Origin of the sequence: Ruminococcus sp. 1001136sp1_2201st1_G3_2201SCRN_220225 (assembly GCF_040924365.1) — a bacterium.
GTDB classification, from domain to species: Bacteria; Bacillota; Clostridia; order Lachnospirales; family Lachnospiraceae; genus Blautia_A; species Blautia_A faecis.
The window spans coordinates 36,350-48,876 of sequence record NZ_JBCOME010000006.1 but is presented as its reverse complement, the minus strand read 5'-3'; the positions used below and the strand labels follow the sequence as shown (position 1 = coordinate 48,876).

Annotated in this window: 8 protein-coding genes and 4 pseudogenes; all 12 read right to left on the bottom strand. The window is 39.7% G+C overall.

Annotated elements, in window-relative coordinates; translation table 11 throughout:
* Positions 1 to 210 (bottom strand): annotated as a pseudogene (locus tag AB5642_RS03695) (conjugal transfer protein); the annotation flags it as partial.
* 16 nt (positions 211 to 226) lie between these two features.
* Entirely contained in the window at positions 227 to 1,234 is a 1,008-nt protein-coding gene (locus AB5642_RS03690) for a lysozyme family protein (protein ID WP_195659000.1), read from the bottom strand.
* Positions 1,231 to 2,466: pseudogene (locus tag AB5642_RS03685) on the bottom strand (CD3337/EF1877 family mobilome membrane protein); the annotation flags it as partial. The gene AB5642_RS03690 and the pseudogene AB5642_RS03685, both read right to left, overlap by 4 nt.
* 6 nt (positions 2,467 to 2,472) lie before the next feature.
* A pseudogene (locus AB5642_RS03680) lies at positions 2,473 to 3,039 on the bottom strand (TatD family hydrolase); the annotation flags it as partial.
* Positions 3,036 to 4,406, bottom strand: coding sequence for a Qat anti-phage system QueC-like protein QatC (gene qatC / locus AB5642_RS03675; protein ID WP_055220279.1), 1,371 nt, complete (start codon positions 4,404 to 4,406; stop codon positions 3,036 to 3,038). The pseudogene AB5642_RS03680 and the gene qatC, both read right to left, overlap by 4 nt.
* 2 nt (positions 4,407 to 4,408) lie before the next feature.
* Complete coding sequence (locus AB5642_RS03670) at positions 4,409 to 5,092, bottom strand: hypothetical protein (protein WP_055220276.1); 684 nt, start codon at positions 5,090 to 5,092, stop codon at positions 4,409 to 4,411.
* A gap of 1 nt (position 5,093) precedes the next feature.
* Positions 5,094 to 6,179, bottom strand: a complete 1,086-nt coding sequence (locus AB5642_RS03665) for a P-loop NTPase fold protein (RefSeq protein WP_368371470.1) — start codon at positions 6,177 to 6,179, stop codon at positions 5,094 to 5,096.
* 13 nt (positions 6,180 to 6,192) lie between these two features.
* Entirely contained in the window at positions 6,193 to 6,507 is a 315-nt protein-coding gene (locus AB5642_RS03660) for a P-loop NTPase fold protein (protein ID WP_368371469.1), read from the bottom strand.
* Between the two features lie 42 nt (positions 6,508 to 6,549).
* Complete coding sequence (locus tag AB5642_RS03655) at positions 6,550 to 6,675, bottom strand: hypothetical protein (protein WP_368371468.1); 126 nt, start codon at positions 6,673 to 6,675, stop codon at positions 6,550 to 6,552.
* Between the two features lie 25 nt (positions 6,676 to 6,700).
* Positions 6,701 to 7,261, bottom strand: coding sequence for a relaxase/mobilization nuclease domain-containing protein (locus AB5642_RS03650; RefSeq protein WP_368371467.1), 561 nt, complete (start codon positions 7,259 to 7,261; stop codon positions 6,701 to 6,703).
* A 630-nt stretch (positions 7,262 to 7,891) separates the two neighbouring features.
* A pseudogene (gene brxL, locus AB5642_RS03645) lies at positions 7,892 to 9,856 on the bottom strand (protease Lon-related BREX system protein BrxL); the annotation flags it as partial.
* Positions 9,857 to 9,876: 20 nt separating this feature from the next.
* Positions 9,877 to 12,519, bottom strand: a complete 2,643-nt coding sequence (gene pglZ / locus AB5642_RS03640) for a BREX-1 system phosphatase PglZ type A (protein WP_173717975.1) — start codon at positions 12,517 to 12,519, stop codon at positions 9,877 to 9,879.
* Positions 12,520 to 12,527 lie beyond the last annotated feature (8 nt).

The window sequence follows — 12,527 nt, the reverse complement described above, 5'->3', positions numbered from 1 at the left end:
CTGCAAGCGAAGTTCAATGATTTCTTTTTCATGGGTGGTGTGCTGGTCGATAGCCGTAAAATTCTTATACACCCCAAAGCTCACGCTTGCGACAAGCACCACCCACAACGCAATCACGGTTTTCTTATGTGTGCCTACCTTGACAGTACGCACCTTTTTTTCTTTTGGTTCTTTGATAGTTTCTGTCTGTTTCTTATTCTTCTTAAACATATTTTTCAAGTCCTTTCTATTGTTTTACTCGTCCTGCACCGATTAAGTGCTGTTGCCAGTAACTACTACTTAGGTCTGCATATCCTATCGGGTCGCCTGCGTGGTACATCTGTGTCGGCGAAACAAGAATACCGACGTGTGTTACATACGAACCAGCGTTATAGGTGGAATGGAAAAACACCAAATCGCCTGCTTTTGCCTGCGAGAGTGGCAGATGTTGGGTTGCGTCATACTGTGCTTGTGCTGTTCTCGGTAAGGAGATACCAGCTTTTCCATAGCACCATTGCGTCAATCCCGAACAATCAAAGGAAGTATTCGGGTTACTGCCACCATACACATACTTCCAGCCTTGATATTTCAACGCTTCATTCATTACCTTTTGTGCCAGTTCTCCCGATACCTGCGGAACTGCTAAATACTGATTGACTACTTCCACATAGAACATATTTCCATAGCCATACCGCCAGCCCCCATTCTTAGCAACGGCTATCGGGTTGGTGTAGGTTACTTTCTTTCCACCCGATTTCTCACGGGCGAAGCTCTCTGCAAGATTAAAAGTGTGTTTTTTTCCTTTTCCTGCCACATATCCCACATAGCCACCGCCATAGTTATAAGACTGTATTGCTACATTCAAGTCGTCGATACCTTGATTTTTGCAGGAAGAAAGCAGGGACGCAAAATACTTACACCCCTGCTTGATTGAGCTTTCCGTATCTAAAGAGTTGGGCGGTAAACCCAGACTTTCCGAACTCTGCATAACATCTTCTGCCGTACCACCACTTTCTACTTGAATGATAGCAAGTAGCACATTGACATACTCGGAGATACCGTTTTCTCTGGCGTACTTTTCCACCATAGGCTGATGTTTCAAGACTTCTGCGGATAAGTTCATACCCGTAATGCCAGAAGAAAAGTTGCTGTTCTCATCGTCGCTGTCCGCACTAATCAGCACCCCAAAGAAAAGCACCAGAGAAAAGAGGATAGGAAACAGATTGCCGATAAGAGCGATATGTTTCAGTTTCATTTTTTCTTCTGTCCTTTCTTCGTTACAAGGTTACGAGTTTTCTCTATGGTCTGTTGGTTCTTCTGGACGGTTTGTGTTTGCTGAACCTTTATCCTGCGGTCTTTGGTGTCATTCTGGTGTGTTTCCTGCGATACCACTTTTTCTACATTCTGCCTATGTACTGGCTGTGCAGGCTGGGTCGCTTTTCTATCAGAAGCACCAGAAGATAGCGGACGCTCTTTGATAACATTTGTCTTGACTGGCTCACTTGCTTTTGAAGTGGTCGCTGTGGCAGGGCGTTTCACTTCCTGCATTTTTTCCGCACTCGGCTTTGGAATGGTTGAAGCTGTGGCTGGTCGCTCATGGGGACGGGTAGCTCCCGTTGTCGCTGATCCGTCAGCCTTTCGCTGTGCCTGCCTTGCTTCTTGTGCCTTTTGAAGTTCCATACGCTTGTCAGCGATATTCTGTCTGCGTTGCTCCTGCTTTTCCAATTGTCCCGTCTGTCTGGACTGCTGTTCCTGCACCATGCCACGCTTAAAGTCAGACACGCTGGACTTTGCCTTTTCCTTTGCGGAATACACCGCATAAGCGGTCTGTGTCGGCATATCCTTGATGTTTTCTTTGACAGCGTTTGCCTTGTCTTTCACTTTATTTTTCGTATCTAAGACAGCACCCACCTTTGAGCCTGCACGCTGTCCCATGCTGGAAGTGATATTGCCCCGATTTTCTTTAGAAGCTGTATTTTTTCTTTCAGCCCTCTTGCCAGCAACGGCACTTCCAGCCACCGCACCAGCGACACCGCCCGAAATACCGCCAGCACTTACCGCCCTTGCAATACGGTGTTCCATACGCCTAGCTCTATGTCGCATAAACAGATACGGTCTGCGGAAAATTCTTCGTCCCATGCTTTGACTATCATTAGCGTTCAAAGAGAACATATTCATTAAATCGCCCAGCTTCATATAGATACCAGCAAAACATACTATCTGCAAGAACGCCACCATGAAGAACGGATAGTCCGTGGAAATGTTATAAAACATACTGGAAATGCTGAACGCCACCGTTACAATGAGCGTTATTCCTGCCCGTGTCATAATGGTATTAAACACCCTAACGATTGCCTGTTTTGCCATGCTTTCATAGCTCGGTATCATGGAAAGTAGAAAGCTGATAGGTAAAAACATTGCAAAGATAATAAAAAGTATCTGGCTAAACAACATCATGCCCGTAAGCAAGAATACAAATATCGTTAATACTCTTGTTTTTGGTATCAAATACAATTTTTCTTTATTCTTTTCATTTGTTACCATGTTAGAATTAAGTGAAAAATAACATCCTATATCCACTAATTGTTGCAATTGCTCTCCGTTTCCATTAAACCAATGAATAATGCACCTACGAGGACGATATTTTTTCAAAATAGATATTGCTTCTTCCTCCGCTCTTCTAAGATGCACAGACATTAATTTATCCTTTTCTGCACACACTCTTACAATTTGCTCAAAATACATACATTGTTTATTACGCGAAATATAACTTTGTCTTGAAAAATCAAGTCCTATTTCTCCTACATAATTAGTTGTATTTACCAATTGCATAAAATCATAAAAATCCGCATCTTTCAGTGATACATCCTGTGGATGGAATCCAAGTGCAAATTTCAAATATTTTGTTTCCGGATATATGCGTTTACAGGATATATATACTCCAGGCGAATTCGTCATGCACAATGTATATTGTTTTCTTTCATTTATTCCGTCATATATTTTCTGATGCTCTTTGTAATAATCCAGATGAAAGTGTGTATCAATAAGGTGTTGAATCATAATCCCAGATACTCCTTCATTCTCTGATCTGCGGAAAAAAGTTGTACTAAATCCTCTATACTTTTCTTGTATAATGATAAAAATTTTTCAACTTCCTCTTCTGTTAATTCTCCTACGCATCTAATATATCTTTTTAATTCTTTATCCGAAGAATGTTTACAACGATAGATACTTCCAAGCACCGCTCTTAAATCTGCACTCTTCTCACTTTCTTCATATTCTATCAAAAAATCATAAGCTTCTCCCTGATAAGAATATTTTTTTATCTCATCTATGTCCAAAAGTGAACTTTTGCGTATCAAACACGGATAACAGTATCCGCAGTTTACAGGATATTCTTTAGAGCCCTTTTTATTATATCTTGCTAAACAAGGATGTGAGCATGAAATTGTATCTGCATAACAGCTTTTAAATGCATCTGTATCTTTAACTTGTCCTACAATCTCTCTCTTTGTATTGTACGCAAAAAAATTAGTAATAGTATTCTTTATTCCTACCTGTTCTAAGATACCATTAAATTGTCTTAAAAAATATGGGTGAGTAGTTCTTGTACTGCAAGTCCCTTTTCTTCCTCCCGTTAGTGGAATATTGAGTCCGATGAATCCATTTTCCGGAATATAAACCGGTACATTTTCTCCTAAAATACCAGCCACGCTAAGTGCTGCACATAAAAACAGTAATGACCTGCCACGAGAAGTATTTTCGCTCCCCTTTAATATTCCTTCTTTTTCACTTATAGGAGCTCTGGAATTTGCTGTAAAACTAATAAATTTAACAGATTGTTCTGGATAAAGATCCTGAAAAGTCCTGACAAATAAATTCTGTCTTTTTGCAAGTTTAGGATATTCATTATGTCCAACCAGGCAAGGAGATCCCCCTTCTTCTAATAGTCTAATTGCACCACAAAAAGAATCCAATCCTCCTGAAAACAAACATACACAATCACAATCCTGAACATTCAAATGAATCCTATTTGCATGCTCTCTATAGCTATATATTACTTCGCTTTTTCTAAATACAATATGCCAATGATCTCCCGTTAAAAATCCAAGCATTTTTTCCCATTGTAAGCCCGTATCCTTCCATTTATCATATTCCAATACCGGAATTGATACATTTATATCTCTAGTCCAACAATTTTTAAACCTTCTTCTGGATACTCTTTTGTCTAAAGCAAAAATACTCAAACCTATTATAAATAAATCCTCATATATTGCAGGAATCTGCATTTGGTCCATCCGGTACCAGCTATTCGTTATATTTGTAAATATCGTACTATATTGTTTTCGATTAATCGAAAAAACATATGCATCTTTCCATTCGCCATCTGGCTTTTTCTCTTGTTCCTTATCAACCCAAAACCGCATTTCTACTCCTCCCCATAATACTTTTCAAATACAGACAAGGCATCTCTTAATGCATCCTCCACGATTTGTGATGTTCCCATGTTAGAAAAATCAACCGATTTCAAATTATCCAAGTTCAAATCACCGTCAATACTATTTTCTATATATTCATGCATATCATTTAAAATTGCAGATGTTTGTGCAGGTGTTTTCCCTTTGGATATTTTTTCTTCATATCTAAAATCAAAATTTTCTTTTATGTATTCTTTCAACATTTCCTTCAGTAATATATCAACTGAAACATTCCCTATATCCGCAATATCTTCTATTTCCAAATTATCCATAGCCTGTGACAATGCGTCTGCTGCCATATTATCTTCTACAGATGCTCCAGAATTTGTGAATTCATGCAGTAATTCTGTCCAAACAACTTCCGACGGCTTCCCTATAAGATCCTCTCTATTATATTCACGCAAAGCATTGTCCAGCCCACCAGACGCAACTTTTTGTGCAAAGCCTAAAGTTCTTGCAGCTGCCGATTGAAAACTACCACCTGTCGACATATCTGTTTTCATTGCTGTAGCATATTTACTAGCAGCTTTCGCTTTAGAATCAAAGTCTCTATTATTTATAAAGGCCGTCACTGCTCTTTTTGCGGTTGACCAATGCGATGTTGTTGGTGCTATATATCCTTTTGATGTACCCATATTAGCTTTTCCTCTGCTCTTTTATTTCTGTAATCTGCTCGTCTGTTAACGTTCCTCTTTTTACCATGGTTTCTAATACAGTATTCATATTTCCCGTATCACTATTATACATTGTTCTTAATGCAGCCATATCACCTGCTTTAATTGGAACTGTTGATTTTCCAATTGCATCCACTATTTTTCCTTTATATGCATCAAAATTCAAAAACAAATCTCTTACAACAAAAAATTTCATTTCACCTTTTTCGATTTTTGATACAACAACCTTAAATGTATCCGCAATTTCTTCTGCTCTCAACTTTTCCATATCTTTTATAATAGCCACCATTTGACCAGATTTAGCTCGTCCAATTCTTTCCAAAATTTCTTTCGTATTTTTACTGAATCCAGACTCGTCAATACTAGATCTTTTCAAATTTTCTCTTGTCAAATAAAAATATTTTTCCAATCGATATTTTTCTAATTCAACAGGTTTGCATTCTAGCCACTTTTTTATTTGTGATGTGTTCCACGGATTCTGAGCATCAACATTTCCCTCCATCACTTTTGTTCGAATTTCCTTAAATTCTTTATTTTCAGTATCAAATTCTTTATTCCATTCATTCAATTGTATAAACAAGTCATTATCCAACTTTTGCAACACTAATAATTTGGCTAAAATGGAAATATCAATTTCATCACCATAATAAATTTTTGCCAACTGGCGTTTGGTAATAAATGTGTTCAAAAAGCGTTTTGCCTGGCGTGGATTGCCTTTCAATGTAGATGCAACAATTTCTCTTATTTCATCAATAATTTTCGCCGTCTCATTAAAAGCTGTTTGTCCTCCATCCTGCCAATTCAATCCTAACTCACCAATCGACTTATTAATTTCTTCTAGCGTAATTACATCCCCAGAAATTGTTCTTTTTTCTTCGAATATCTTATCTATTAGATGCTTAAAACTCTCTTGTTCCAAATAGCTTTGTGTGACCAATAATAATAGATAATTTTGTATATCCTTTGCCGATAACTCCGGGATATATATTGGCAATTGAATAATTTTTTCAATGTATTCTTTGTCCAGTTCTACATCAAATCCATTCATTGGTGGATACTTTTCACGGATAGAGTACTTTAGTTTCTTCTACAGGAACTTCCTCTTTAAGTTCCTGTAATAAAGCCTCCATAATTGCAGTTTTAGCATCGTCATATGATTCAAACATCCATGCATTAATAGTTACACAAATAATTCCATCCTGACTCTTAAGTTTTTCACCTATTAACTTCAATAAGGTTGATTTTCCTGCACCCCATAATCCAAACACACCAACTGTCAATGGATTATATTGTTCATTTTTTGCAATATCGGCAATTATTCTTGCATACGGCTCATAAAATAAAATATCAATATCTGACGCATTATCTAGCCACATAAAAACCCTCCCTTGCCTTTTCATACCATCATAGTTTCTTTTTTATTTCCCATATTTAACCGGTTCTTCCGCCACCATTTGAACCTGCTCATCTCGTTCAACTTTCCGGTAATCCACAGTCTTTTTTGACCGCATTTCCCTATAAATCACCCCTGCTAACGCACTCATTACAGCATCGTACTTGCTTTTGTCCTCAAACAGTGATCCATCGGATAAAGGTTTTTGACAGATTGCTGTCACGCACTTTCTTTCCATCCTGATTCTGAAATGTGATGTGTTTCCGCTTTTCTGTCCAGTTCACACTCCATCCAAACTGTTTCATTTTTTCTATAAACTTTTCTTTGCTGATACAATTTTCCAGTGCCTTTAATACCGCCATTGCACAGTCCGCTACAAAACTGTCCTTTACCTGTTGACGGAACAGGTTATATTTATCTTTACTCCATGCAATAACTTCCCCTTTTTCAATCTGGCTTCCATCAAAGTGCTTTCCTTTCTCGACAACTGTTAGTCCACGTTCTCGGCACATCTGATTGGTAAGCTGTTTCATACGTTCCAGATCCTTTTTGGTGTTATGCAGTTTTCTTCCATCTTCATAACTCACTGAATTAGTAACCAGATGGCAGTGGATATGATCTTTATCCTTATGCACAGCCATTAAGGTCTGGAATCCACTGAACCAATTTTCTGCAAACTCTTTTCCAAATTCTAATGCCTGCTCCGGAGTAATCTGCTCGTCCTTATGCCAGTGCAACGCTCCCTTATACAGGTGCAGGACGGCGTCCTAGTCAATCAGTAAGTGTTCCGTAGGAATGTCCGGTGGACATTTCGCAGGATTACTTACGCCATTGACGTGCCAGGGTTCCAAGGGGCAGAGCCCTCTGGCAAGTTTAGGAACAGCCCAAAGGCTGGCTCCGGTGCATAGTGGCTTGCCACTTTGCGAAACTTGCCTGTCATCTCCCCACCACTGAACCGACACCCACCAAGCCATATTTTCCACCCTACGTTATCAGATCAAAATGGAGATGACGGTGGTTTTGTGGTGCAGGGACAGACTGTGGAAGAAAGAGAAAAGCTCCCATTTCGATAGATTTTCTCTTTCTGAAACAGGCTGTTCATGCATCACTCCGATGCAAAGAATCGGACAATCATGTGCCGTATCCGGCACTCTATTCTTTTCTTCGCCTTGCTTGTTCAATCCACCCATCTACCAACGCTTTTCTGTTATATTATCCTATTATTTCTGTCTTTCTTTTTCTGGATCTCTTCCCATTTCTGCTAAAAGACATAAAAATAGCAGTCATAAACATTTCTCCAATTCATAATGTCTGAAATGTCACCACTGCCATTGTCTTTTTCTGCTATTCTATTTTTGTAAAGCTACCATGATATACTGCAATAAATTCAGTGCGTGATTTGCACTTTTCTTAATTGTTATATCTCCCAACACTGCCAAGTTGCTGACAACAGGCTTTCCAAGGGCAATCGAACAAAGTGCAATTAATGTTGGCAGTGCCAATTTGTCTGTCATACCAATTCCCTGTAAATCCTGATAATTGATGATGTAGTCTTTGGTCGATGTACTAATAGAACCACTGATCCGATTACCGTTGGCTTTCAGATAATTAAATGCCGTGTTCACCGCTTCCTTGCATTTAGAATCACTGCCTAAGCCAGTCCGTTCAATTTTGCCATTGCCTGGAAGCATCTGGCTTTCCAAACGGAATACACCAATCATGCCACTTTTTCCTCTGGATACGGTATAAACCTGTCCTGGATTACACATTCCATCCGGTATCAGCTTACCGCCACCCTGTTCTGGTACGGAAACATAATGTTCTGACATATCTTCTAGATCTATATAAGAGAAGTTTACATCATAAAATTCCATACCGCCCAGTTTCTTCAATTGCTCCTTGACACGACGACGCATTTCCAATGCAATCTGAATAATTTCTTCCAGTTCTTCTTTGGTAAACTCACCATTTGGGTACATCAACTTCAGATAACCGTCTATCATACGACGAACCGCAATTGTATCACGCTGATTCAGATTTCTCCCCAAGCGGAAGTAGTGATCAAGTGCATCTCCATACTGCTCCTTGCGAAGCTCTCGGATGAACTCTGCCAAATAGTCACTGATAAAACCGTACTCATCGGTAAAATGCTCCGGTCTGAACTTCGGTATCTCCCATCCTGGAAGATAACAATGCATACGATCAAGAAATGCTGTATCTGTTCCCATTTCCTGCGGGAAAGGTGCAAACAAACTGGACGTTTTCAACAGCACGTCCACACTCTGATTGATATTTCCCACAAATACCATGGACGCAGTAGCAGCTTTTTCTTCTTTGCCACGGGCAAAAGAGCCGGATGCCATATAATCCTTCATAATCTGAATGCCATCTTTATCTTTAAACTTGATACCTGCCACTTCATCAAAAGCTACACAATCCCATAAGCCGACCAGTCCGACTGTTTTGCGTCCCATATTGTAAAACAGGTTTGCAACCGTTGTCTGTCCACCGGAAATCAAAATACTGTTCGGTGAAATCTCTTTGTAAAGATGAGATTTACCGGTACTTCTCGGTCCCAGCTCACAAAGATTAAAGTTGTTTTCAACTAATGGAATCATGCGGGTCAAAAGCAGCCATTTCTCACGATATGTAAATTCATCTGGCTCCATGCCGATAGAACGAAGAAGAATATTCAGCCATTCATCTTTCGTAAAAGCTTTTCGTCCCTGCTTCAGTTCATCAATATCAATGTGTGGCATCTGGATTGGTGTCAGCTTACGGATACTAATTGGTGAAATATCTTTCTGCTTTTTCTGTTTGGAACGAAGCGGATTTCCATCAATGTCCTCAATACCAAAGTTATTGTCACCTTCAACCTCATAATCCAGCTGAACAATACACCAGATACCGCCGCAGAGTAGGCGATCAAATTTTTCTGGATATTCATCGGCAATCGGTACATTACCAACGCCCAAATTAGAAAACTCTGCAAAAAAGCAATCCTTTTTCATATCCAATCGAACAGTCACCATATCAATGATCGTGTGACTACCTTTTTTACGCAACTGAGACAGAATCTTCTGTGATTCATCCGGGCGTACAAAGTTGTCAGCAAGAATACGCTTCACATTCTGTACGCCTTTCTCTATAACCGTCTCATCATCTGAACTGCAATACTGTCCCAACAAGAACTCAAGAACATACACTGGGACATTCGCCCCTTCTTTGATTTTCTTTGTCAGGTCTTTCCGAACAATCTTACCGTCAAAGTTCTGACGGAGCTTGTTCTTTATTTCTTCACGGGTACTTTCACCCTCTGTAAATTGCTCCATCTTTCTCTCCTCCTGCGGCATTAACTAAAAAAATCAAACTCGTCCACCGCAAAGGCGATGTCAATCTGGAATGGCTCCCGCTGTGGCAGCTGTAATCCCTGTTCATCTGCAATCACCAGATAATAAGTAGCTGTATTGCTGTATTTCAGAGATTTCAAATTAAACTGACAACGGAAAGTTCTTTCTGCACCGTTATCGCTGGTCTTATCTGCAATAATCTTCTGAATATCACTAATCTGTTTGCCGTCCTCATCTGTAAAATAAACTTGATAGGTTTCTGCTTCACGATTTGTACTGACCGCATCTTTTTGATAGAAGTTCAACGAAAAAATCATATTGCTGATTTTACGGTTTGCGGACAGTAAATCGACCGTTACCGGCTTGGTATCATATTTCTGCTTATTTCGCCTATATTCCATAGAATCATTGCGGAGATAATGATACTCAATCACCGGAACAACCATTTCCTGTAAACTGATACCACCATGTACAAAATTCATACCGCCACCATTCATTTTGATACGAATATTCTCTCTCGGTGCAAATCCATCGAATTCCGTATTTCCGCCCAAGAATTTTACAGGCATCAAGTAATCTGGTTGCACACCCTTCTGCATAATTGCATATCTTCTGCCATACTCCACACATCGCTTGATACTTTCTTTTTTTGTAATGTCAGTGTTTGTCACATCCACATCAAAAAATCCTCTTTTATCTACTTTGTCCTCTTCCTTCAAAGGACTGTATGTATAAAGAAATCCATGATCTGCTGTAATTAGAATATTCGTTCCACCAAATTCATTTACAATGATACGCACAAGATTCTTCAATTCTGAAATTGCCTTGTCACACGCAGCAAAAACAGCAGTATCCGAAGTGTGGCTGGCTTCATCAATGGTATCGTGGTAAATATAGACCACATCCATACCTTTTACCAAAGCACTTCTTTCCGCTCGTTTCATAGCAATGATGTCATTATACTTTAAGGCCACGCTTGCCGAATCTTCTGTTTTCAGAACCTTGTCCCTATAAGTACTTGCCGTAGACTGTCCATCTGCCAAAACCGTCAAAATATCGTTCCGAACCTCTACTGTCAGTTCTTTGTGCGGCAATAAAGCTGCCATACCAAACTTTGTAGTAGAAGGGAAGATACTCTGCATACTGCTGATAGAAACCTTACTTTGCGTTTCTCGCTGAAGCTGATCTGCCATCGTAGCCGCCACTTCATAACGCATGGCATCTGAAATAATTACAAATACTTTCGTATCCGAGGTTTGGATACGGGAACGGTAAAAATCCTCCTGTTGCGGTACTTCCAGAACTTTACCGTAAGTTTCCAGTTCATCCGCACATACATCAGACCAGTTGTTGCCCAACTCACCTAAGAACCAGTGCGTATAAAGTCCTTCCACCTTATCGACAACATGCTTGAACAAATCATCCAGCAGAATATTGGAAGTCTCCAAACTCTTTTGAAAACTAAGATGGAACAAACGATAATAAGTGTCCATTTGATAGTAGCTCTCAGTATATTCTTTCCAGATACTTTTCGCTTCTGCGGCATGGAATCCGGCAGAATGTTCCTTAAAGAAACTTTGCATATTCGCCACTTGTAAGATACCGTCATAAAAATTCTCAAATGGCTCATACCATACACAAGTTCTCCTTTTTTCAACGGTATTCGTAATGGTATCCACATCAATGATATGGTCACTGATCTCTGTCATTAGCTTTGTCAGAATCACTTCATTAATACACGGGAAGCATTCTGTTCCTACCAAATCCTCTACTGCCAGTTTTTCAAAGCGCTGATGCAGACGGGCTTCATCCTCAACATAACGTGCCACATCATATAATTGCGGAATGTTGTCACTATGAAGCCATTCAGAAATAAAATCATAGCAATATGCCTGATGTGGCATGGAAATAAAACCGTCCAGTCCGGCAAGATATTCCTGCCGCATGGTACGGGTCGCCGCAGTTAAAAGCAGATGAATTGCCAACCGCCCAAGATCTGGTTCTTCCTCCACAAATCCGCATCCCTGACGAACCATCACCCAAAATGCTGCGTCTGCATGATATTTTACAAAATCCTGATAAACCGTGTTATTATTCAAGTCCAGTCCCGCCTGGAATACACTACGGAGAATCATATTAGGCTGTGAATCTTTCAATCCACAAATTGCCGCCATGACAGCCACGTGTAACTGTGCCGGTGTTTCCGGAACTTTATTCTGCGTGCTAACTTTCAAACGACGGTCTTTCGCATTGAAATAAGCACGATAATTTTTAACCTGTTTCCGCATTGCCGGATTTGATATAAGTCCCATCTCATCCATCCAGATAGAAATCAGATCCGCCCGAAACTCTTCGCTGTAAAGCTCCACATCTAGAAGCCAGTTATCATCTGGGCGGTTATAGACACACGGACTGTAAACCAGATAATTTGTGGTCAAATCATCTACTGAAAGCATTTTTTTTACAGAAAACGCATTATTTCCAGTCAGCGCAATCACCTTTGCATTTTCCAAAACCACTTCATCCAGTTTATCCTCAAATTCCTTATCTTCATCGTACCAGAAAATGATACGACGCTGATAAAACTCAGGAAGAGGTGCAGCAAACCTGCGATTTAAATCTTGTATTATTTTATCTGTATCCATGCTGTCCT